This is a genomic window from Serratia sp. CY74737 (assembly GCF_052166775.1).
GTDB classification, from domain to species: domain Bacteria; phylum Pseudomonadota; class Gammaproteobacteria; order Enterobacterales; family Enterobacteriaceae; genus Serratia; species Serratia ureilytica.
In genome coordinates this window covers 139,304-159,666 of sequence record NZ_JBJNOF010000002.1, presented here as the reverse complement: position 1 = coordinate 159,666, position 20,363 = coordinate 139,304, and the positions used below count along the sequence as shown (strand labels likewise).

21 protein-coding genes are annotated in these 20,363 nt (G+C 58.6%); 12 read left to right on the top strand and 9 right to left on the bottom strand.

Annotated features, from left to right (window positions below; all coding sequences use genetic code 11):
- The first annotated feature begins 119 nt into the window (after positions 1–119).
- A complete protein-coding gene (locus ACJ8PE_RS02690; RefSeq protein WP_197793604.1) occupies positions 120–2,300 on the top strand; it encodes a glycoside hydrolase in 2,181 nt (726 codons plus the stop codon).
- 61 nt (positions 2,301–2,361) lie between these two features.
- Positions 2,362–3,747, top strand: coding sequence for a CoA transferase (locus ACJ8PE_RS02685; RefSeq protein ID WP_033643591.1), 1,386 nt, complete (start codon positions 2,362–2,364; stop codon positions 3,745–3,747).
- On the opposite strand, the gene ACJ8PE_RS02680 is transcribed toward ACJ8PE_RS02685, so the two are convergent.
- Entirely contained in the window at positions 3,744–4,619 is an 876-nt protein-coding gene (locus ACJ8PE_RS02680; RefSeq protein WP_033643592.1) for a LysR substrate-binding domain-containing protein, read from the bottom strand. The genes ACJ8PE_RS02685 and ACJ8PE_RS02680 overlap by 4 nt on opposite strands.
- Positions 4,620–4,720: 101 nt before the next feature.
- On the opposite strand from ACJ8PE_RS02680, the gene ACJ8PE_RS02675 reads away from it, so the two are divergent.
- Positions 4,721–6,136, top strand: coding sequence for a pyridoxal phosphate-dependent decarboxylase family protein (locus ACJ8PE_RS02675; RefSeq protein ID WP_182073761.1), 1,416 nt, complete (start codon positions 4,721–4,723; stop codon positions 6,134–6,136).
- 12 nt (positions 6,137–6,148) lie between these two features.
- Here the strand turns inward: ACJ8PE_RS02675 and ACJ8PE_RS02670 are convergent, their stop codons facing one another.
- Entirely contained in the window at positions 6,149–6,790 is a 642-nt protein-coding gene (locus ACJ8PE_RS02670) for a GNAT family N-acetyltransferase (protein ID WP_033643593.1), read from the bottom strand.
- Positions 6,791–7,584: 794 nt separating this feature from the next.
- Between ACJ8PE_RS02670 and rcsA the strand changes: the two genes are divergently transcribed.
- Entirely contained in the window at positions 7,585–8,214 is a 630-nt protein-coding gene (rcsA, locus tag ACJ8PE_RS02665) for a transcriptional regulator RcsA (protein ID WP_019453510.1), read from the top strand.
- Positions 8,215–8,431: 217 nt separating this feature from the next.
- Here rcsA and dsrB read toward each other — a convergent pair whose 3' ends face one another.
- Together dsrB and cspE are read right to left on the bottom strand one after the other, a co-directional pair.
- Positions 8,432–8,632 carry a protein DsrB gene (dsrB, locus tag ACJ8PE_RS02660; protein WP_033643594.1) on the bottom strand — a complete coding sequence of 67 codons (201 nt, stop codon included), beginning with the start codon at positions 8,630–8,632 and terminating at the stop codon, positions 8,432–8,434.
- 320 nt (positions 8,633–8,952) lie between these two features.
- Positions 8,953–9,165, bottom strand: a complete 213-nt coding sequence (cspE, locus tag ACJ8PE_RS02655; RefSeq protein ID WP_004935122.1) for a transcription antiterminator/RNA stability regulator CspE — start codon at positions 9,163–9,165, stop codon at positions 8,953–8,955.
- A 375-nt stretch (positions 9,166–9,540) separates the two neighbouring features.
- Between cspE and ACJ8PE_RS02650 the strand changes: the two genes are divergently transcribed.
- The 3 genes from ACJ8PE_RS02650 (at position 9,541) to ACJ8PE_RS02640 (ending at position 11,802) form a co-directional block, all read left to right on the top strand.
- The gene (locus ACJ8PE_RS02650; RefSeq protein WP_116286298.1) at positions 9,541–9,918 is read left to right on the top strand and encodes a hypothetical protein; all 378 of its coding nucleotides are present in this window, start codon (positions 9,541–9,543) and stop codon (positions 9,916–9,918) included.
- A 510-nt stretch (positions 9,919–10,428) separates the two neighbouring features.
- Positions 10,429–10,638: a hypothetical protein gene (locus ACJ8PE_RS02645; protein ID WP_004935132.1), complete on the top strand. Its 210-nt coding sequence runs from the start codon at positions 10,429–10,431 to the stop codon at positions 10,636–10,638.
- 156 nt (positions 10,639–10,794) lie between these two features.
- A complete protein-coding gene (locus ACJ8PE_RS02640; protein ID WP_046687366.1) occupies positions 10,795–11,802 on the top strand; it encodes an NAD(P)H-quinone oxidoreductase in 1,008 nt (335 codons plus the stop codon).
- 43 nt (positions 11,803–11,845) lie between these two features.
- Here ACJ8PE_RS02640 and ACJ8PE_RS02635 read toward each other — a convergent pair whose 3' ends face one another.
- The gene (locus ACJ8PE_RS02635; protein ID WP_197793327.1) at positions 11,846–12,898 is read right to left on the bottom strand and encodes an SDR family oxidoreductase; all 1,053 of its coding nucleotides are present in this window, start codon (positions 12,896–12,898) and stop codon (positions 11,846–11,848) included.
- Positions 12,899–13,009: 111 nt separating this feature from the next.
- Between ACJ8PE_RS02635 and ACJ8PE_RS02630 the strand changes: the two genes are divergently transcribed.
- On the top strand, positions 13,010–13,942 hold the full coding sequence (locus ACJ8PE_RS02630) for a LysR family transcriptional regulator (protein ID WP_197761240.1): 933 nt from the start codon (positions 13,010–13,012) through the stop codon (positions 13,940–13,942).
- 3 nt (positions 13,943–13,945) lie between these two features.
- On the opposite strand, the gene ACJ8PE_RS02625 is transcribed toward ACJ8PE_RS02630, so the two are convergent.
- From ACJ8PE_RS02625 to ACJ8PE_RS02615, 3 genes are all read right to left on the bottom strand, one after another.
- Positions 13,946–14,335 carry a YidB family protein gene (locus ACJ8PE_RS02625; RefSeq protein WP_019453502.1) on the bottom strand — a complete coding sequence of 130 codons (390 nt, stop codon included), beginning with the start codon at positions 14,333–14,335 and terminating at the stop codon, positions 13,946–13,948.
- A 95-nt stretch (positions 14,336–14,430) separates the two neighbouring features.
- Positions 14,431–14,679 (bottom strand): GlsB/YeaQ/YmgE family stress response membrane protein, encoded by a 249-nt coding sequence (locus ACJ8PE_RS02620; protein ID WP_004935146.1) that lies wholly within the window; start codon positions 14,677–14,679, stop codon positions 14,431–14,433.
- 11 nt (positions 14,680–14,690) lie between these two features.
- Complete coding sequence (locus ACJ8PE_RS02615; RefSeq protein ID WP_033643599.1) at positions 14,691–14,891, bottom strand: glycine zipper domain-containing protein; 201 nt, start codon at positions 14,889–14,891, stop codon at positions 14,691–14,693.
- A gap of 628 nt (positions 14,892–15,519) precedes the next feature.
- Between ACJ8PE_RS02615 and ACJ8PE_RS02610 the strand changes: the two genes are divergently transcribed.
- Both ACJ8PE_RS02610 and yjdN read left to right on the top strand, forming a co-directional pair.
- Positions 15,520–16,440: a Kdo(2)-lipid IV(A) acyltransferase gene (locus ACJ8PE_RS02610; RefSeq protein WP_033650814.1), complete on the top strand. Its 921-nt coding sequence runs from the start codon at positions 15,520–15,522 to the stop codon at positions 16,438–16,440.
- Positions 16,441–16,616: 176 nt separating this feature from the next.
- The gene (gene yjdN, locus ACJ8PE_RS02605) at positions 16,617–17,036 is read left to right on the top strand and encodes a VOC family metalloprotein YjdN (RefSeq protein WP_046687369.1); all 420 of its coding nucleotides are present in this window, start codon (positions 16,617–16,619) and stop codon (positions 17,034–17,036) included.
- 15 nt (positions 17,037–17,051) lie between these two features.
- On the opposite strand, the gene ACJ8PE_RS02600 is transcribed toward yjdN, so the two are convergent.
- Positions 17,052–17,246, bottom strand: a complete 195-nt coding sequence (locus ACJ8PE_RS02600; RefSeq protein WP_033643602.1) for a hypothetical protein — start codon at positions 17,244–17,246, stop codon at positions 17,052–17,054.
- Between the two features lie 160 nt (positions 17,247–17,406).
- Here ACJ8PE_RS02600 and ACJ8PE_RS02595 point away from each other — a divergent pair, with 160 nt between their 5' ends.
- Together ACJ8PE_RS02595 and ACJ8PE_RS02590 are read left to right on the top strand one after the other, a co-directional pair.
- Positions 17,407–18,960, top strand: a complete 1,554-nt coding sequence (locus ACJ8PE_RS02595; RefSeq protein WP_060660554.1) for a sensor domain-containing diguanylate cyclase — start codon at positions 17,407–17,409, stop codon at positions 18,958–18,960.
- 494 nt (positions 18,961–19,454) lie between these two features.
- Complete coding sequence (locus ACJ8PE_RS02590) at positions 19,455–20,348, top strand: Kdo hydroxylase family protein (protein WP_197793328.1); 894 nt, start codon at positions 19,455–19,457, stop codon at positions 20,346–20,348.
- Positions 20,349–20,363 lie beyond the last annotated feature (15 nt).

Here is a 20,363-nt window from a genome sequence, read left to right as displayed (position 1 = left end):
CGAAAAATAAACTGGAATACGGCGTTTATATTTCGATGTCACAAATAGAAGATGGCGACATTGGGTGACACTGCGCTTATCGGTAAACTGCCCTCTTTCATCTTCCAAGGACGCCCCTGATGAAACAACGGTTTTCCCCGCTCGCGCTGGCGCTGCTCATCAGTTTTCCCGCCGAAGCCTTACTGCTGCAGCAAGGCGACGTGCAATTTGAACTCGACCCTGCCACGCTGCATATCGCCGCAGGCCCGGTGCCGATCAATCTGGCGCAGCCTGCGCAGCAAGTAACGGATCTTACCGCAACGCCACGACGCGCCAGCTGGCGATGGCCGCAACGCGCAATCAACGTCAGCGCCCGTCTGGAAGGCGGCGATCTGCGCCTGAGCTTCAGCAGCGATCGGCCGCAAACCCTGAACTGGTATCGTATGCCGCAGGGGGAAACACTGCTGCTGCCGATCGGCGAAGGCAGCCGCATCCCGCTGGACAACGCGGTCTGGCGTCATTACCTGACGACGGAAATGACGCCGCTGGATACCAACTGGGATCTGAAACTGCCGCTGTGGAGCCTGCAACACCAGGGTAAGGTCTACAGCTGGCTGATGTTGACGCCGTTCAGTAACCAGATAGCCTTCGCCACCGCGCAGGAAAAGCTGGCGATGCGTGCCAGCCACCAATTCAATCGCTTCAATCAACAACAGGCATTCGAGGTGCTGCTGCACGTCGGCGACGCCCCGCTGTCCGGCGCCCGCCGTTACCGCGACTATCTGCAACAAAACGGCCGGTTCAGCAGCCTGCGCGAGAAGATCAAGCAGGCGCCCGAAGGCGAAAAGCTGATCGGCGCTACCCATATCTATCTGTGGGGCGACCAATTGCTGGCGGCGGAAGATGTCAAAGATTGGCCGGGATTACTGCACTACTTCGCCTCTCCCGCCGCCGAAGCGCTGCGGCAGAAGATGGACGCCGAGAGCAGAAGCTTGCTGCTGCGGCTGGCGGGAAAAACGCCGGAGGGCTGGCAACAACAGCCCCTGATCGACGGCATCAACCGGGCGTTGACGGCGCAGTTCGCGCTTGGCGCGACGCCGGATGACGCCGACTTTCTGCAGGCGCAGCAGCGCCAGGCCGCCGCAGTGCGGGCGCTGGCGCAACGGGAGCTGGGACGCTGGTTAACCCCAGCGGACGGTTGGGGGCAAGGGTTGGCCAAACCGGTGATCGACGCGCTGCGCCAGGCCGGTTTGCCGCGCCTGTGGTTGGGCACCGATAACTGGACCGCCGCCTTCCTGCACCCGCAAGCGGTAGCCGCCGCCAAAGCGGCCGGTTATCTGATCGCCAGCTACGATTCCTACGATACCGCCATCGCGCGCGGCGTCAACGACAGCTGGCTCACCGCGCAGTTGCCGACGACGCTGCGGGAATCCTGCGCCATCGTGCGCGCAGACGGCAGCAGGAAACCCGGCTTCGGTAAACAGGGTTATTACCTCAATCCAGGCTGTGTCCTGCCCTATTCTCAACAGCGCATGCGCGAACTGGTGCAATTGGCCGGGTTGAACAGCCTGTTTCTCGATGTGGACGGCACCGGCATGGTGTCCGACGACTATCAGCCCGACCACCCAACCGGCGCGGCGCAGATGGCCGAAGCCCGCAACGCCCGGCTCGCCTGGTTCAGCGCCACCCTTAAGTTGCCGCTGGGCTCAGAGGATGGCAACGCAGTGACCGCGCGCAGCCTGATGTTCGCCCACGGCATGGAAACCTGGGGATTCGGCTGGGGAGATAAACAGATGAATCAGGATAAATCCTCGCCCTATTATCTCGGCGCTTGGTGGCCCAACGCCCAACCGGCGTTTTTCTTCCGCCCCGCCAAAGTGAAACAGCCCTACCGTACCGTCGAATTCGATCCGCGTTACCGCCTGCCGCTGTACCAGGCCGTTTTCCACGATGCTATCGTCAGCAGCCACCACTGGAATTACGACAATCTGAAGTTCAGCGACGTTCAGACCACCCGCAGCCTGCTCAGCCAGCTGTACAACACCGCGCCGATGTTCCACCTGAGCCGCACCACTCTGGCGGCGCGCTTACCGGCGATAAAACGCGCCGATGCCGCCTTCCGGCCGCTGCATCAGGCCTTGTGGGACAAAGCGTTAACCGACTTCCGCTGGCTCGATCGGGACGGCTGGGTGCAACAGACGACGTTCAGCGACGGATCGACCCTGACCGCCAATTTCAGCGCGCAGCCTTTCGGCGGCGTGGCGCCCCACAGCGTACGCGCCAAACTGGCCGACGGCCGCACTCTCGACGTCGCACCTTAGCAAGGCCGCCGACAGTGGGCTACGCTAGGCTATATTTCCGTTTACCCACAAGGAGCGGCCGATGACTCCCCTGATCCACACTCTGCTCGACGAGATTTGGCAAAGCCTCGGGCAATGCCCCGCCCCCGCAGACCGCCTCACCGTAAGCGGCACCGGCGCATTGCCTTCGGCTTTTCCCGTGACCGAATTGGCCACCGCCGCCTGGAGCGCCGCAGGTTTAGCCTGCGCCGAGCTGCTGCGGCGCGAGGGTGCCGCCGCGCAGCAGGTTTGGGTCGATCAACGCCTGGCCTCGCTTTGGTTCGGCTGGACGCTACGCCCGCTGGGTTGGACGCTGCCCGCCGCCTGGGACGCGCTGGCCGGCGACTACGCCACGGCGGACGGCTGGATACGCCTGCATACCAATGCGCCACACCATCGGCGAGCGGTGGAACAGGTGCTGGGCCCGGCATCGAAGAAAGGCGCGCTGGCGGAACGTGTGCTGGCCTGGAAAAAAAGCGAGCTGGAGGAAGCGGTGATCGCGGCCGGCGGCTGCGCAGCCCAAATGCGTTCTGCGGCCGCGTGGCGACAACATATTCAGGGTAAAAGCGTGGCGCTCGAACCGCTGATCCACACCGCATTGCAGCCGGAAGCGCCATCGCCCGGCTGGACGCTACCCGTCGCCCGGCCGCTGCACGGCGTGCGGGTACTGGACCTGACGCGCATTCTTGCCGGGCCGATCGCCACGCGTTTTCTCGCCGGCTTGGGCGCCGACGTGCTGCGTATCGACCCTTACGGGTGGGATGAGCCCGGGGTCGAACACGAAGTGATGTTGGGCAAGCGCAGCGCGCGCCTCAATCTGACCAATGCGCGCGATCGCCATACGTTTGAGCACCTGCTGAGAAACGCCGACGTGATCGTGCACGGCTACCGCGCCGGCGCGCTGGAGAAACTGGGCTATGGCGCGGAGGAAAGGCACGCGCTGGCGCCGGGCCTGATCGACGTCTGCCTGAATGCCTACGGCTGGAGCGGGCCGTGGCGCACCCGGCGCGGTTTCGACAGTCTGGTGCAGATGAGCTGCGGGCTGGCGGAGGCGGGCATGGTTTGGCGCAGCGCCAGTTTGCCTGTGCCGCTGCCGGTACAGGCGCTGGATCACGCCACCGGCTATTTGATGGCGGCGGCGGTGCTGACCGGTATGACGCAGCGCCTGTACCGCGGCACCGGCTATCGCGCGCGCTTGTCGCTGGCGCGGACGGCGCAGCTGCTGCTGGCGCATCCCTACCCGACGCATTATCGGCCGGAACCGCTGACACCGGCCGGAAGCGCCGACGAGAACCCTGAAACGGAACTGACTCACTGGGGGGCCGCGCAACGCCTGCGCGCGCCGTTGAGTCTGCAGGGCACGGCGCTGCAATGGGCGCTGCCGGCGACCACGCTCGGCACCTCGCAACCGGAATGGCTACGCCGCTAAATCGCCGCCAACTGCTGCTGAAGCCACTGCAGCAAGCGGGTGACCGCCGGCGTCAACCCGGCGGTCTGCGGCCATGCCAGATAAACGTCGTCATCGCTCAGGCGACAGGGCGCGGCCAAGGCCACCAGCCTCCCCGCGTCGAGGGCATCCTGCACCAGCAGCTTTTTCGCCAACGCGATGCCAAACCCTTGCTCCGCCGCGCGAATCAATAATCCGGCATCGTTGAACAACGCCTGTTGCCGCCCGCATAACGGGCGCCCCTGCGCGTTGAACCAGTCGCGCCAGGGACTGACGTCGTGCTCGAGCAACGGAATATCGCCACCGTTCTCGAAAGCCGCCCCCCATTCTCGCGCCATATCCGGCGAAGCGACAGGCAACACGTCCCCCGAGGCGATGCGCTGCGCCTGCAGCCCCGCCCATTGACCGCTGCCGATGCGGATCGCCGCATCGAACCCCCGCTGCGACAGATCCTGCAGCGCCAGCGACGCATCGATATCCAGCGCAATATCGGCACAGGCCTCATGAAAAGCCGACAGACGCGGCAGCAGCCAGTAATGGGCAAAAGACGGCAACACGCTGATGCGCAGCGTCTGGCTTGCCGCCGCACGCCGGGCGCGGGCGACGCCCTGCTGCAGCGCCTGCAGCGCCGGCTCTACCGCCGCCAGCAACTCTCGCCCGGCGGCATTCAGGCGCACACCGCGCCCGCGCCGTTCAAACAGCGGAGAGCCGACCGCCTGCTCCAGCAGCTGAATTTGCTGGCTGACCGCGCCGTGCGTCAAATGCACCTGTTGCGCCGCAGCGCGCAAATTTTCCAACCTGGCGGCGATCGCAAAGGTCGGCAAGACATGCAAGGGAATGCGTTCACTCATCATTGGTTAACCAGGCTATCCAAAAAGGTTATTTTTCATCGATTTTGACCGGCAGGCAAATGTTCTATGTTTACCCCATCATCCCTGACGCTTTCGGAGCCGCCATGCACCCACGTTTACAACAGGACCTCGCACAGTTTCCGCAGATCCTCGATCGCACCCGCCAACTGGCGGAAGATTTCCTGGCTGGGCTGCAGCAACGCTCGGTCTGCCCACCGCTCGAGCATCAGCAGCTGCAACCGGGCGACGATCGGCTCGACGAAAACGGCGAAGGCGCCCTGGCGGCGCTGGAGCGCTTTTGGCAACGTTATCAGGCCGGCATTTCCGCCAGCGCCGGCCCGCGTTATTTCGGCTTCGTCACCGGCGGCGGCACCCCGGCGGCGGTCGCAGCGGACTGGCTGGTTAGCGTGACAGACCAAAATAGCCTGCTCAGCCATGATACCATCGCAGCCACGATCGAGCTGGCGGCCGTGACGCAATTGAAATCTCTGCTGGGCCTGCCGGAAACGTTCAGCGGCAGCCTGGTCAGCGGCGCGACCATGGCCAATTTCACCGGGCTGGCCATTGGTCGGCAGTGGCTGGGGCAACAGCGCGGCGTGGATATCGCCCAACAAGGCCTGGCGGCGCTGGGCCCGATCCGGGTTCTGGGAGCCAATCCGCATTCCAGCAGCGTGAAGGCGCTCAGCATGCTCGGTATCGGCCGCGAGGCGTTGACGATCGTCGCCAGCCTGCCGGAGTCTGAAGCCATGGATATGGCGGCGCTGGAGCGGCAGCTCGCCGCCGGCGCTGGCCAGCCAACGTTGGTACTGGCCAGTGCCGGCACGGTCAATACCGTCGCTTTCGACGATCTGCCGCAACTGCTGGCGCTGCGAGAGCGTTATCCATTTTGGCTGCATGTCGATGCGGCATTCGGCGGCGTGGCGGCCTGCTCGCCGCTCTACGCCCCAAGGCTCGAGGGCTGGCAGCATGCCGATTCCATCACCGTCGATGCGCACAAATGGCTGAACGTGCCTTATGACAGCGCGATCCAATTTACCCGCCATCTGGATCTGCAGATGCAGGTATTTCAGAACCATTCGGCCTACCTGGAAGCACCTACGCTGCGGCCAGACAACTATCTGCATCTGACGCCGGAAAATTCGCGCCGCTTCCGCGCCCTGCCGCTTTGGCTGACGCTGAAAGCCTATGGCCGCAGCGGCATACGAGATATCGTCGAGCGCAATGTCGAACTGGCGCAGGCGCTGGGAGCGGCGTTAGCGGCCGAGGACGGTTTCCATCTGTTGGCGCCCGTGAATATGAACGTGGTGTGCTTTGCCCTCAGTCATCCACAGGGCGACAGCGAAGCGGCGCGAGATCGCTTTCTCGAACGCCTTAGCCGGCATGGGGTGGCGCGTTGCACCCCTACGCGTTATAACGGCCAGCCGGGGATCCGCGCCGCGCTGGTCAACTGGATGACGGAGGAACAGGACATTCGCCTGACGCTGGACTCGCTGCGCCATTGCCTGGCGGAGACGGCCTAAACGCCTGGCGCGTCACCCGGGCTGGAAGGCCTGCAAACGCCGTTCTTGCCGCCCGTCGTCGCCGATGTTATCCGGCGACAGCCAGGCGGCAAACGCCGAGCGCAGCGCCGGCCATTCTCCATCGATGATCGACAGCCAGTCGGTGTCGCGCGTGCGTCCTTTGACGACGACCGCCTGACGGAACGTGCCCTCATAGCGAAAGCCAAAACGCTCGGCGGCCTGACGCGAAGGCAGATTGAGGCTATCGCATTTCCATTCGCAGCGCCGGTAACCCAGATCGTCAAACAAATGGCGCAGCATCAGGAAAATGGCCTCGCTGCCGAGCGCACTGCGCTTCATCAGCGGGGACCAGTTGATGGTGCCCAGTTCAGCCGCACCGTTGGCGGGATCGATGCGCAAAAAAGCGCAGGTTCCTACCGCGCGCCCGTTCGCCTGATCGATCACCACCATCGTGCGCCTGTCGGCGCTGGAGGCCAGGGCCTGCAGGTAATGCTGAAAATCCTCGCGCGTCTGCGGCCGCGCCCAAAACAGATAGGTCCAGTCGCGGTCGTCCTCGGCGGTTTGATAAGCCTGATAAAGCTCGTCGCCCCAGCGTTCGAGGTTCAGCGGTTCCAGGCGGCAAAACCGCCCTGACAGTAACGCTTGCCCGGGCATGCCTGCCGGCTGCCAATGAGGGAGGGCATCGCCTATCGGCTGCCCATATTGATTTTGTCTCACCGCGACATCCTGTTTTTGAAAGGTGCAAAAGCAAATTAAAACCGGCGCGTGTCAGAAACAACTCCGACCTGCCGCCGCCCCTGCCGACCGGCTGGCAAGACGATAGTTTAGAAAAATCACTCAATCACCGATAAACATTCACACAAATGATTTCATGTGAAATAAATATCCACATAACCTATTGTAAAATGGTGATTTATGGCAACAATTAAGCTACACATTCCAGCAATAATGTTAACTTTTGTTTGTTGTTATGATAAAAACAGAAGCGCTTATCATTAGCGAAAGGTGCCAAGACAATCATAAGTCAATGATTTTTATGATTAAAAATAGAATAACCCAGGAGTGAGTGCTTTTTGAGCACTTAAAAAGCACGCTAAAAGACTTCAAAAAAACGACACATGAATTTTTTTTAAGACTTTTCCTAGCAAACTAAAATTTTGTTTCGTGACATGATGAACAGATTATCAGCAGACAATGCCGGCAGGCGCGGGCGCCAAGCGCGAATCAGGCCCATCATGCCGACGCCGGGCGAGTAGCGGATCGCTCTGACTTAAGCCAAACTTATAGATTCATGCGATTAATAAGTTTAGTATGAAAATATCATTGAGTGCCGTCGTGTTTATTGATAGAACACTCGCTACACTGAATTATTGTTCCATTTTGCCTTTCGGCTTTTTAGGCTTTTTCTCATATTACCGCAGTAAAACGGATTTAAGTGGGGGTGCGATATGCCAACGATTATCATGGATTCATGTAGCTATACCAGATTGGGGTTAACCGACTATCTGACTTCGCATGGCGTGAAGAAACGCCATATTAATGCCATCGAGGACATTGACAGCCTGCATGAAAAATGCAGTAAGTTGAATCCTAGCCTGGTGTTTATTAACGAGGACTGCTTCATCCATGAAGCAAACGCCACGGAGCGAATAAAACGGGTGATTTCACTGCACCCGGATACGTTATTCTTCATCTTCATGGCTATTACCAATGTACATTTCGACGATTATTTATATGTTCGCAAGAACGTCATCATATCGTCAAAATCCATCAAACCAGAGACTATGAATCAGCTACTTAGTCATTATCTCGAGAAAAAATCCCTACGGGTGGAGAAATCCTCTCTGGATCAAACGCCGGTGACGCTGAGCCAAACTGAATCGAACATGTTACGCATGTGGATGTCAGGGCAAGGCACCATCCAGATATCAGACCAGATGCAAATAAAGGCCAAAACGGTCTCTTCCCACAAGGGAAACATCAAGCGGAAAATAAAAACGCACAACAAGCAGATCATTTACCACGTTGTCCGTTTGACCGACACATTGACTAGTGGAATATTCGTCAATAGCCGCTGAACCGTAGAGAACGCCCCCACTTTGTTTACCCATCGTTAAATATCCGGTGATAACGTAATCCGGTTCTCAAACGCTGGGATAACCAAAAGAATACCTGCTGCGTTATCCCCCGCTGGCGCAACGGGTATTTTTATGTCGTCGATAAAAAAATTCTTACCGCATTGAAATAATCTCAAAATAGACAGTTTCGTTAGCAAATTAATGAGATTATTCGAAGTTACTGCCCGGGCGCGCCGCAAGGCTCCACAAAAGTGCCGTCACGGCTGTCGATTTCATTAAAAAACCACACGCCCGCCGGGTAGTCCTCAAGAGACACCAGATACATGGTACCTTCGTTGAAGACCTCTACGGCCAGAATGACGCCTTCGCGCCGTGGGCCGCCATCTGTTTTTACCGTCACTCGATCGTTAACCTGCATACCCTTCCCCATTCTTTGCGATTGGCATCAGTGTATTACAAAACCCCGGGTGAAGGACACCGCCCCAGCCCTGCCGGTCTATGCTATCAGCGTAGCAGCCGCCTGGATTTTCACTTTCTTAACGGTTTGACCGCAGAATCTTAAGCCGGCCTCGCGTAACCTGTCTTCAGGCGTTTCCCCCCCAGAGAAGCGCTTGCAAATGAAGAAGTAACAAGGAACTTTTGCCCGCAGACTTGCGGGCTTTTTTTTATGCGCCGTCAAATTGCAGGCATAAAAAAACCCGCCTCGGCGGGTTTTATTCAATCAGCGGTAGACGCCAATTAGATAGCGGTAACGTTAGCCGCAGATGGACCTTTAGCACCGTTCTCGATAGAGAACTGTACGTTCTGGCCTTCAGCCAGGGTCTTGAAGCCTTGATCCTGGATAGCAGAGAAGTGTACGAATACGTCTTTGCTGCCGTCTGCTGGGGTGATGAAACCAAAACCTTTAGCTTCGTTGAACCACTTCACTTGACCTTTGATCATGTTGGACATGTCTAATTTCCTTCAATAATAATGTTAGCCGCCATGGGCGAGATAGCCGGTCATCAGTTACTTATGGAGGCACTGGAAAGGAAATTCGTCAGAGAAGGGCTATCCGGGATAACGCTTTAAATTTGAACTACTTTACTCAAAATGTCGTGCATAAATAGGTCTGTACCACAGGCCGACATCATTAACTCACGAGCGAGCGGCAATAGCAACCTTTTTCGCCGTGCAGGGGCGTTAATCTCGGCTAAACGCACAGGATTTGACCCCGTCTGCCTACGGGATCGCCAGCTGAATCCCCATTACGCCGCAGGCAAATGATAGTAATTCTCGTTTTACTGTTTTATAGTTGCTCGGCGTAATCATCCAGGGAGACCCACCATGCCGAGATGGCTCACATTACCGGCCGCCAGCGCCGCCGCCCTGCTGGCCTTTGCCGCTTACAGCGCCCCGCTTGGCGCGCTGGAGCTGAATTATCAAGCCCCCGATCCCAGCGTCGCCCCCGCGCCCAAGCCGCCGGCGTCGCCTGGGCCCGCGCCCAAGGCCGAGAAACCGCCGATCACCTGGGCAGAGGCGCGAGATAAAAACGGTTTTCGCGTCGACATCGAGTGCGATCATCCGGGCTGCAGCAAGCCGCGCACCAAACCTTATCCCGCGTATGACGGCCCGGTGAAGAAAACCGATCGCCGCCGCCAATCCGATCCTTATTCCACCAACCAGGATCCCGATTACAACATTCAGTTAGGCTATGAGTGGTAATGACGCTTTCGGAGAATACCTATACCTCACGCAATCACGGCCGCTTAGAATGGCGTCAGTTCACCACTCCTCCTGGTGTTGAACATGACAAGCTGTGTTGCAAATCTTTATGCGCCTCCCTATAGGCGCTTTTTTTTTTGCCCTTCTCGCATCTCGCCTTTCCGATTACAGATTGGTCTCATTGCCCTGCAAAGTGATGAATGTCACAAATACGCCTCCTTGCCATTCTTATTCGGAGGTGATGTTCATGGCCACAGGATCTCTTGCCCTCCTGGCCGTCTTGGCCGGCATTGCGGGCTATGCGCTCTATAAACACTTCAAATCTCAGAAGAAAAGCGCATTCGTTCGCCCGCACGATCGGTAACCGACAACGCATTTTCACCGCAAAGGCGCGGCACGCCGCACGCCGCGCCTGCGGTTACCGTCATCCTTTCATCACAAAACTGTCACAATATGGCCATATGATGATTAGCGATTATCCGTTCTGGCTTAACACCAAGGATTTCGCCCATGACCATAATTAAAGCTGCAAACCACCAGGAAGCAGAAAAGCTCATCCGCGCCGGCACAGCCAAGAAAATCGAACTGGCTTACGACATCGGCAGCGACGATTTCTTCCAGCTTGCCAGCCTGTGGTGCGATAAAGGCGCCAAGATCTCCAAAGGAAAAGAACACTTTATCGTTTCATTGAAAGGGTTCCGCATCCCCCCTAACGATTGATGCCCAGCCGCCCATCGCGGCGGCGTCTCCTCCTCTTCCTCGCAAAACCGCTCTATTCGACCACGCGCACCTCATTCGATTTCGCTAAGCTAACAGCAGACTTTATTGTGGACGCGCCACCTGATAACCGCGTCCGCCACGATGAGGAGTGTAACCATGTCAACGAATGCACCGCTGCCCGACACGATGAAAGCGATTGAGATCAGCCAACCCGGCGCCCCTGAGGTTCTGGTCGTCGCCGAACGTCCGGTGCCGGTTCCGCAAGCGGGCCAACTTCTGGTGAAAATCGCCGCCGCCGGCGTTAACCGCCCCGACGTGCTGCAACGTCAGGGGAACTATGCGCCACCGCCCGGCGCCTCGGATATTCCCGGCCTCGAAATTGCCGGCGAAGTGGTGGCCATCGGTGAAGGCGTGACCCGCTTCGCGATCGGCGATCGGGTTTGCGCCCTCATCGCCGGCGGTGGCTACGCGCAATACTGCGCCGTGCATGAAAGCAATGCGCTGCCGGTTCCGGCGGGCCTGAGCCTGACCGAGGCCGCCGCGCTGCCGGAAACCTTCTTTACCGTCTGGGTCAACGTGTTCCAGCGCGGTCACCTCAAAGCCGGCGAGACCGTGTTGATCCACGGCGGCACCTCGGGTATCGGCACGGTCGCCACCATGCTGGCGAAAGCCTTCTGCGCCCAGGTGATCACCACCGTCGGTTCAGAAGAGAAGCGTCAGGCAAGCCTGGCGCTGGGCGCCGACGTGGCGATTAATTACCGCAACGAAGACTTTGTCGCCCGCACCAAAGACGCCACTAACGGCAAAGGCGCCGACGTGATCGTCGATCTGATCGCCGGCGACTATGTGGCCAAGAACTATCAGGCCGCAGCGATGGAAGGCCGTATCGTGCAAATCGGCACGCAAAACGGCGTGGTAAAAGAGCTCAACCTGATGCCGCTGCTCTTGAAACGCTTGACCCATACAGGTTCGACGCTGCGTTCGCGCAGCGTCGCGGACAAAGCGCAGATTGCCGCCGAGCTGCACGAGAAAGTTTGGCCGCTGCTGGAGCGCGGCGTGCTGAAACCGCAAATCTTTAAAACCTTCCCGCTTGAGCAGGCGGCCGCCGCGCATGCGCTGATGGAATCCAGCGAGCACATCGGCAAAATCATGCTGACGTTCTGAGGCCTTTCCCCGCAGCGAGGCTGCGGGGAAATTTATGCCGCATTCAGGGAATGATGCGGCGACGGCGGAATGCATCGAACAGCGAGAAAAACATGGCTTCGGTTTCGACAAACTGATGGAAACCGAAACGCCGCGCCTTGCTGCCGTCCGCGAACATGTCGTAGTCCCAGGAAAAGACGAAATCGGCGAAACGCCAGCCGGCCACCGCTCGGTAATCGGGCTCGGTCAAGGAGTGCCGTTGCACCAGCTCGCGCCACAGCGGCGCTTTGTCCGCCATCATGTTTTCCAGCGTCATCGGCAACGGCGGCGCACATTCCAGCCCGAAGTACGCGGCGATTTTCGGCCACATTTCGCTCCAGCGAAACAGATCGCCGTTGTTGATATTAAACGCCTGATTGGCTGCCGCAGGTTCGGTCGCCGCCCAGAGCGTGGCGCGCGCCAGCAGTCCGGCGTCGGTCATTTCCAACAGGCTGTGGTAAGCGCCCGGCTTCCCGGGAAAGCGCAGCGGCAGCCCGAGCGCTTTACTGATCGAGGCGTAAACCGCGATGCTTAACGCCAGATTCATCGGGTTGCCGAGCGAGAAGCCCCCCACGACGCTCGGGCGAATGGCGCTCCAACGCCAGCGCTTGCCTGTTTGGCACTGCTCCAGATACTGCTGCTGCGCCACGTTAAACTCCGGCGGCATATGCCCGGCATCGCTTTCACGCGCCGGCGTTTTAAACGGCCCCAAATGCGCGCCATAAACTTTATAGCCCTGCATCAGGCTGATATGTTCCAACGCCGGCGCAATCGGCTCCAGCCCTTCGACAACGTGTTGCAACATTTGCAGGTTCGGCGCCACCAGCCCCGCCCAATCCGGAGCATCCTGATAGGCGGCATAGAAAACGTGGCTAATCGCGCTCAGCGGCCGCAGCGCGTCCCGCGTCGCCACCGCATCCAGCAGGTCAACCTGCAGGTGGCGCACCCCAGGCGCCGGTTCGCCGCCCCGGCGCGAAACGCCCACCACTTGCCAATCTTGGTCAATCAGCTCCTCAATCAATCGGCGCCCAATCACACCATTGGCGCCGATCACCAGCGCCTGTCGCTTTGCGTTCATTTTGTCACCCCCTCGGATTATCGATACCCTGAGTGTTATTGATTAGCGATACTTGCGGTAGATGAGGGTTTCCACTAACACTAATAAGAAATATCTATAGGTAAAATCGACATGGATAAGCTGAACGCAATGAAAACCTTTATGCGGGTGGCGGAGTTGGGCAGCCTGTCGGCCGCCGCGCGCGATCTGCGTTTGACGCAGCCGGCGGTCAGTCAGCAAATCGCCGGTCTGGAACAGCAGTTGGGGGCGCAGCTACTGTTTCGCAGCACGCGGGCGGTCACCCTGACGGAGGCCGGCAATGATTACTATCAGCGCCTCAAACCGATTATGGCGGCGGTCGACGAAGCGGAAGAGGCGTTGCACGGCCAGCACCACCAGCTGCAGGGCAATTTGCGCCTGCATGCGCCGACCGGATTCGGACAACGGCATATCACCCCTTTGGCCATCGCGTTCCAAAAGCGTCATCCGGATCTCACCATCGAGCTGCTGCTGGACGATCGCCGCGCCGACGTCATCGGCGAAGGCATCGACGTGGCACTGCGCTTCGGTGAATTGCACGCGCCCGGCATGGTGGCGAAACGGTTGGGTGAGCTGCAACGCCTGCTGGTCGCGTCGCCAGCCTATCTGGCCAGGTATGGCGCCCCTCGTTCGCCAGCGGATCTGGTGAAACATGCGCACATTCGCTACAGCGGCCTAAACGATGGCGATACGCTCACCCTGCTCGGCCCCCACGGCGCCGAGATGGTCGCGCTGCGGCCCACGTTTCGCGCCAACAATACCTTATCGCTGCTGGCGGCCATCGAGGCCGGGGCCGGCATCGGTGGCGCTCAGCGGCCGCTGATCGGCGAACAGCTGGCGACGGGCGCGCTGGTTCCCGTCTTGCCGGAATACCGCTACCCGCCCATGGCGCTGCATGCGGTCTATCCCGCTTTACGTTTTATTCCGCAGAAAGTGCGCGCCTGGGTGGCGCATTTGCAACAGGCGTTGACGGCGATCGAGGGAATTAGCGGAGTGAATGCCCCCGGCCAGACGCCGGGAGCATAATCATTATTTGAACAGTTTGCCGACCATGTCGCCCAGTTCATTGCTGTCTTGCTGCACTTCACCGTTTGGCGAAGCGGCATCCGCTACCGTCGGCAAGAACTGTGCAATGGTGCTGGACGCCTGGGCCGGATCGACGCCCAGCTTTTCAGCCAGTTGATTGATCGCATCGCTGCCCAACGCCTGCTGCACATGATCGCCGGTAATCGGCTGGTTTTCGCCGTTACCGAGCCAGGAACCGACGATATCGCCGAACTGCCCCTGGCGGAACTTGTCCAAAATGGCCTGCAGGCCGCCTTGTTGCTCGACCCACTGCATAATAGCGATGTAGTCGATGCCTTTGCCGTTGGCGCCGCCGCCCAGAATGTTACCCAATACGCTATCGAACAGACCCATGATATTCCCCTTTCAGCCGCTGCGGCCCGCGCCGCACAGCCGGATTGATTTCACGAAAAAGGGCCGCCGCGGCGACCCTGTTGAGCAACGGCTGCTTAGCCTTTGATCTTCCTGTAGACAAAAAGCACCACCAGGGCACCGATGACCGCCACCACGAAGCTGCCCAGGTTAAAACCGTCAACGCGCCCCATACCGAAGAAGGTGCTGATATAGCCGCCGACGACGGCGCCCACGATCCCCAGTATAACGGTAACAATAAAGCCGCCGCCGTCTTTGCCCGGCATAATCCATTTAGCCAGGATACCGGCGATTAAACCAAAAATGATCCAGGAAATGATGCCCATTTTTACTCTCCCTATTGCCTTTTGCCTAACAGAAATCCTATTACCAGGCCCACGACGGCGCCGGCGCCTACCCCTGCCCAAGGGTTATCCTTGATGCAGGCACATGATTGCTCGAGCGCTGCCTTTACGCCGCTGCGCACTTCGCAGGCGGTGGTTTTCACGTAGTCGCTCGGTTGCTCAACACCGCTTAGATCGTCATTTTCATATGACATGTCAAATCCTTACAGACCCGCCCTCTGAGAATTTCGTCACCTGTTTCACGTCCGGCGCCGCCCGTTCCGCGATCTTGCTCTGGACACTCTGCCCACAGCCGTTCAAGACGGGGCGTGCAGCGACAAACGCACAACATCACACTATGACTATAGTAAAAAATCAGCGGTTTACCCATTTCCGTCCGTCTGAATTTCACCGCTTCAAAAGCGATCGCATTTCATCCCATTGTCATCTGGGCAGGCTAAACTTTAAACACAGCCTCCTGGAGGAAACGCCGATGTTCAATGCCCCTTTTGTCCTGATTCTCGCGCTGCTGTATGCGCTGGCTGCCGTTTGGGACGGTTCCGCCGCGTTGCTGTTTCTCTAAGGTTACATAGCGGTTGTCACTTTTACGATGCGCTGAATTGTGTCCTTATTTTTCAATGTCGCCAGCCGGTTGAAATAGCGGTGAATATCCGCCCTTCCCTCGGTAAAAATCTCATTTCGTTCCGTTTTCCGTCTGCGCTTAAATAAAGCGTAAAAAAAAGCATGAATGGAAAACCCGGTCTCACAAAAAATGCTCTATCATTTCGCACATAACAATTTGGGTTAAGGTCCCATTGCGAAATTAAAGGAAGAACAGAAAAAATGATTTCAAACCAACGCTTTGAGCGCGAATTCTTGCGCCCTCGTTATTGGTTGCTGTGGATAGGGCTGGGAATACTCTATCTATTGGTGTTATTGCCCTACCCGCTCATTTATCGGCTTGGACACGGCCTTGGCAGAATCGCCATGCCCCTGATGAAACGCCGGGTAAAAATAGCGCGCCGTAATTTAGAACTCTGTTTCCCTGAGATGCCCGCCGCCGAACGAGAGGCGCTGATTGTCAAAAATTTTGAGTCCGTCGGCATGGGCCTGTTCGAAGTCGGCATGGCCTGGTTCTGGCCTGACTGGCGCATCGCCCGTTGGTTTAAGGTGAGCGGCATGGAAAACATGCAGTTGGCGCGTCAGGACGGGAAAGGCGTGCTGCTGATCGGCCTGCATTTCCTCACTCTGGAGCTGGGCGCGCGCATCTTCGGCATGCAAAACCCCGGCATCGGCGTACACCGCCCGCACAATAACAAGCTGATGGAATGGGTGCAGACCTGGGGCCGGCTGCGCTCGAATAAATTCATGATCGATCGTAAAGATATCAAAGGCATGATCCGCAACCTGAAGCAGGGTGAAATCCTGTGGTACGCGCCGGACCACGATTACGGCCCGCAAAGCAGCGTGTTCGCGCCGTTCTTCGCCGTGGAAAACGCCGCCACGACGACCGGCACCTATATCCTGGCGCGTATGGGGCGGCCGTCGATCGTGCCATTCGTGCCGCGCCGTCTGCCGAATGCCCGCGGCTACGAGCTGATCGTGCAGCCGCCGCTGACGGACTTCCCGCTGGACGATGAAACGCGCGCGGCGGCCATGATGAACCGCGTGGTGGAAGAACAGGTGCTGCTGGCGCCCGATCAATACATGTGGTTGCACCGCCGCTTTAAAACCCGCCCACCCGGCGAACCTTCGCTGTATTAACCGCCTTCGTGCCTTCGCCCGCCCTGCCGGCGGCGAAGGCGCTCACCTCGCACGAGCATTCTACGTCAGGGGGACTACACTAATAAGTCACCGACGGCAATTATTGCCGCCAGCAATCATTTCTTCCCGCCCGAGGGCCGGTCGTTGCCTGTCGGGCCACAACCGAGGTCAATGTCATGCTGGTACAACCCTATTTGTTCTTCAGCGGTAACTGTGAGCAAGCGATTAACTTCTATGTACAGCAGTTGAATGCCAAAATTGAAATGGTCATGCGCTTTAAAGACATGCCCGAAGAAGCCCGCCAAGGCGGGCCGCAGGACGTCAATCCTGAAGCGATCATGCATGCGCGTCTGCTGATTGGCGACGGCGTGCTGATGGCCTCCGACGGCTGTCCGCAGGATGACAGCGGCGGCGCTTCCCATAAAGGCTTCTCACTGTCGCTGAACCCCAGCGACGCGGAACAAGGACGCAAACTGTTCGATAATCTGGCGCAGGGCGGCCAGGTGACGATGCCTTATCAAGCCACCTTCTGGGCCAAAGGCTTCGGCATGCTGACCGACAAATTCGGCGTCAACTGGATGATCAACGTCGAATAACCCCGCATGGCGCCGCTAGCTGTAGCGGTGCCAGTCATACGCCGCTTTGGCGAACAGCGCGAACAACACCGTCAACAGCGCCAGCCCCAACCGCCAGTAAGGCGACCGTCGCCGCCGCCAGGCGAAGAACATCATCACCGCCAGCGCCCCCAGCGTGAGGGGGTAATACACCGCCAGCGTCAGTAAAGCGATAATGATGTAATCCGACATGGCTCTTTTACTCCTTCGCGTTCACACCGCCGCAAATGCGGGTTGCGAGGCGCCTTTCTCCCTATCGCCACGTTAAGGGCTAGAGGTCTGGCGCATTTATGCATAAAATATAAGATTGCTCTTAACTCAAATTGAATAGTAATCAAACAACAAGGGTGACATGACTCAGCAGCAACCCATACAGGATGCCGCGGCGCCGCGCAGCGTTAAAAGCTCCCCATTATTATTTCAGGCCGGCGTGTTTGTCATCATCGTTGCCGCCACGCTGATCCTCTTTAACAGCTGGCAAATCTGGAACGCGCACCAGCGGGATCTGCGCAGCGCCGAGCATGAATCCGCCAACCTCGCCCGTTCGCTGGCGCAGCATGCCGACGATACCTTCATGCAGGTTGACGGCAATCTGCTCGATCTGACCGAACGTCTCCAGAACGACGGGCTGGGGCCCTCGCAATTGACCCGGCTGCAACGGGTGATGCAAACCCAGGTCGGCAACCTGCCGCAGCTGCACGGGATGTTTATCTACGATGCGAGCGGCCGCTGGCTGGCGACCTCCTCGGGCAAATTCATCAAGAACGCCAACAACGCCGATCGCGATTACTTCAAATATCACCAAAACCGCGATGGCGGCGGTCTGTACATCGGCGAGGTGATCCGCAGCCGCACCACCGGCGATCTGATCATCCCCGTTTCGCGGCGCTTCAACAACCCGGACGGCAGCTTTGGCGGCGTGGTGCTGGCGACGTTGTACGTCGATTATTTTCGCCAGTTTTACGACAGTTTCGCCCTCAACACCGACGCCTCGCTAAATCTGCTGCTGGCGGACGGCACCATCCTCTACCGCCGCCCTTACTCGGCGGCCTCGATCGGTAAAAATATCGCCAAGGGCGTGTTGTTCAGCGAAATATTGCCGCATTCGGAATTCGGCAACGCCACCATCACCTCGCTGTACGACAAAGTGGAGCGCATCTACGGCTATTCGCGGGTCAACCGCTTTCCGCTGGTGATCGCCGCCGGGCTGTCGAAACGCGACGCGCTGGCGGACTGGCGCACCGACGCCGGCCTGTTCGCCGCCGGCGGCCTCTCTCTGCTGATGATCCTGCTGGCGATGGGCGCGGTGCTGCTGCGGCAAATCAAGCACAGCATGCAAACCGAAGCCGAGCTGATGCGCACCCGCGATCAGCTGACCAGCATCAACCAGATGCTGGAAGAACTGGCGCTGCTGGACAGCCTGACCGGCCTGGCCAACCGCCGCCAGTTTGATATCGCGCTGAAGAACGAGCTGGCGCGCGCCTCGCGCAACTACCGCAGCGTGGCGCTGCTGATGCTGGATATCGACTACTTCAAGCAGTACAACGACAGCTACGGCCACGTCGCCGGCGACCAGTGCCTGCAGCAGATCGGCCAGACGCTGAAAGGGTTGGCGTGCCGCAGCAACGATATTCTGGCGCGCTACGGCGGCGAAGAGATGGGGATTATCCTGCCGGATACCGACGTGCAGGGCGCGCTGATTTTCGCCGAACGCGTCATCCAGGCGGTGCGCGATCTGAAGATCCCGCATCAGGGCAACCCGCACGGCATCGTCACCATCAGCATCGGCATCTGCGCCAAAGTGCCGCATATGTATAACGATACGCCGATCAGCTTTATCAATGAGGCGGACAGCGCGCTGTATCAGGCCAAGAAAAAAGGCAAAAACTGCATTTACGGCGCTTAATCACTCATCGGGCCACCAAAATTGGGCGGCCCGATTTATTCCCACGACAAAAATGAAATAATTTCCCGCCGAAACATTATTTCCCCAATTTGCCCCGCTCTCGGAATGAAATAACGCCAATAAATAAGCAGCATATTTATTTCCATTACAATTCAATAAGATAAAAAATGCGCTATTCAGCGGACAATTCGTGCCATTTTTGATTATTCGTGCCTACGCTGAGCCTCGTTTAGCCTCCGTTTACTTTTCATTGGCATTGCCGGTGATACCCTTATCAGGACTATTCTATATATCAGGAAGCCATCGCACGCTTCGGCGCACTGCGCCCTGCTGATACATCCATAATAGAACCCATAAATTTCACGTTGCATTTGGGCGACCGACGCAAAGACTTTTGGCGTCGCTCCAGCCAGCTACGGCGCAAGCCAGTGCAGCCAACCACGCGGCAACCTGAAAGGCGGGAATAAAGCGATATAGATTTGCGAGGAGATCTCATGCCTACTGGCGATATTATGCGTGAAGAGGCCGTCCTGACGCTGCCGTTGCGACAATGGGCGGCAGCGGAAGCATCCAGCGCGGTCAGCGAACTGGAACAGGGCAAGGTGCTGTTTCTGCCCGAACTGGCCTTCACCCTGTCTGAGCAGGAAATGCCGCTGCTGGATCCGGCGCTGGTCGATCCGAAGCGCAAAAACATCAGCTATCAACCGCTGTCCGGCAAGCTGACCGGCGTCGCCGTCGCGGAGCGCCGGCAGCAGGTTCAGCAACTGCTGGAACGTTATTACCAATCTTGCCGCCAGCTGATCGCCGGGCTGTTGCCCGAGTATCAGGAGGCGCTGCACCATCCGACCGGCAGCCTGCGTTTGCATCCGGTTTCGGCCTGGCGCGCAAGCAGCTCCTGGCGCAAAGACGACAGCCGGCTGCACGTCGACGCTTTCCCGTCGCGCCCGAACTACGGCGAACGCATTCTGCGCATTTTCACCAACATCAATCCGCACGGTGAACATCGCCAATGGCGCGTCGGCGAACCGTTCCCTGAGCTGGCGCAACGCTTTATGCCGCGTCTGGCGCGCTACTCCGCCTTCAGCAGCTGGCTGCAGCACCGGGTACGCATCACCAAAACCCGCCGCAGCCATTATGACCACCTGATGCTGCAGTTGCATGACGCCATGAAGGCCGATGGCGATTATCAACAACAGGGGCCGCAGCTGGCGCTGGCGTTTCCGCCGGGCAGCAGCTGGATTTGCTTCTCGGATCAAACGCCGCACGCCGCGATGGGCGGCCAGTTTATGCTGGAACAGACCTTCTTGCTGCCGGTGAACAAGATGCAGGATCCGCAGCGCTCGCCGCTGAAAGTGCTGGAACAGCTGCGCGGTCAGCCGCTGATCTGAATAGATTGCCGCCGC

Coding starts and splice junctions, on each gene's coding strand:
- ACJ8PE_RS02670 (WP_033643593.1), bottom strand. CDS start 6,790: ATGCCCGGGCAAGCGTTACTGTCAGGGCGGTTTTGCCGCCTGGAACCG.
- ACJ8PE_RS02675 (WP_182073761.1), top strand. CDS start 4,721: ATGCACCCACGTTTACAACAGGACCTCGCACAGTTTCCGCAGATCCTC.
- ACJ8PE_RS02650 (WP_116286298.1), top strand. CDS start 9,541: ATGCCGAGATGGCTCACATTACCGGCCGCCAGCGCCGCCGCCCTGCTG.
- ACJ8PE_RS02595 (WP_060660554.1), top strand. CDS start 17,407: ATGACTCAGCAGCAACCCATACAGGATGCCGCGGCGCCGCGCAGCGTT.
- ACJ8PE_RS02600 (WP_033643602.1), bottom strand. CDS start 17,246: ATGTCGGATTACATCATTATCGCTTTACTGACGCTGGCGGTGTATTAC.
- dsrB (WP_033643594.1), bottom strand. CDS start 8,632: ATGCAGGTTAACGATCGAGTGACGGTAAAAACAGATGGCGGCCCACGG.
- ACJ8PE_RS02635 (WP_197793327.1), bottom strand. CDS start 12,898: ATGAACGCAAAGCGACAGGCGCTGGTGATCGGCGCCAATGGTGTGATT.
- ACJ8PE_RS02615 (WP_033643599.1), bottom strand. CDS start 14,891: ATGTCATATGAAAATGACGATCTAAGCGGTGTTGAGCAACCGAGCGAC.
- ACJ8PE_RS02610 (WP_033650814.1), top strand. CDS start 15,520: ATGATTTCAAACCAACGCTTTGAGCGCGAATTCTTGCGCCCTCGTTAT.
- ACJ8PE_RS02625 (WP_019453502.1), bottom strand. CDS start 14,335: ATGGGTCTGTTCGATAGCGTATTGGGTAACATTCTGGGCGGCGGCGCC.
- ACJ8PE_RS02645 (WP_004935132.1), top strand. CDS start 10,429: ATGACCATAATTAAAGCTGCAAACCACCAGGAAGCAGAAAAGCTCATC.
- yjdN (WP_046687369.1), top strand. CDS start 16,617: ATGCTGGTACAACCCTATTTGTTCTTCAGCGGTAACTGTGAGCAAGCG.
- ACJ8PE_RS02640 (WP_046687366.1), top strand. CDS start 10,795: ATGTCAACGAATGCACCGCTGCCCGACACGATGAAAGCGATTGAGATC.
- ACJ8PE_RS02590 (WP_197793328.1), top strand. CDS start 19,455: ATGCCTACTGGCGATATTATGCGTGAAGAGGCCGTCCTGACGCTGCCG.
- rcsA (WP_019453510.1), top strand. CDS start 7,585: ATGCCAACGATTATCATGGATTCATGTAGCTATACCAGATTGGGGTTA.
- ACJ8PE_RS02620 (WP_004935146.1), bottom strand. CDS start 14,679: ATGGGCATCATTTCCTGGATCATTTTTGGTTTAATCGCCGGTATCCTG.
- ACJ8PE_RS02685 (WP_033643591.1), top strand. CDS start 2,362: ATGACTCCCCTGATCCACACTCTGCTCGACGAGATTTGGCAAAGCCTC.
- cspE (WP_004935122.1), bottom strand. CDS start 9,165: ATGTCCAACATGATCAAAGGTCAAGTGAAGTGGTTCAACGAAGCTAAA.
- ACJ8PE_RS02630 (WP_197761240.1), top strand. CDS start 13,010: ATGGATAAGCTGAACGCAATGAAAACCTTTATGCGGGTGGCGGAGTTG.
- ACJ8PE_RS02690 (WP_197793604.1), top strand. CDS start 120: ATGAAACAACGGTTTTCCCCGCTCGCGCTGGCGCTGCTCATCAGTTTT.
- ACJ8PE_RS02680 (WP_033643592.1), bottom strand. CDS start 4,619: ATGATGAGTGAACGCATTCCCTTGCATGTCTTGCCGACCTTTGCGATC.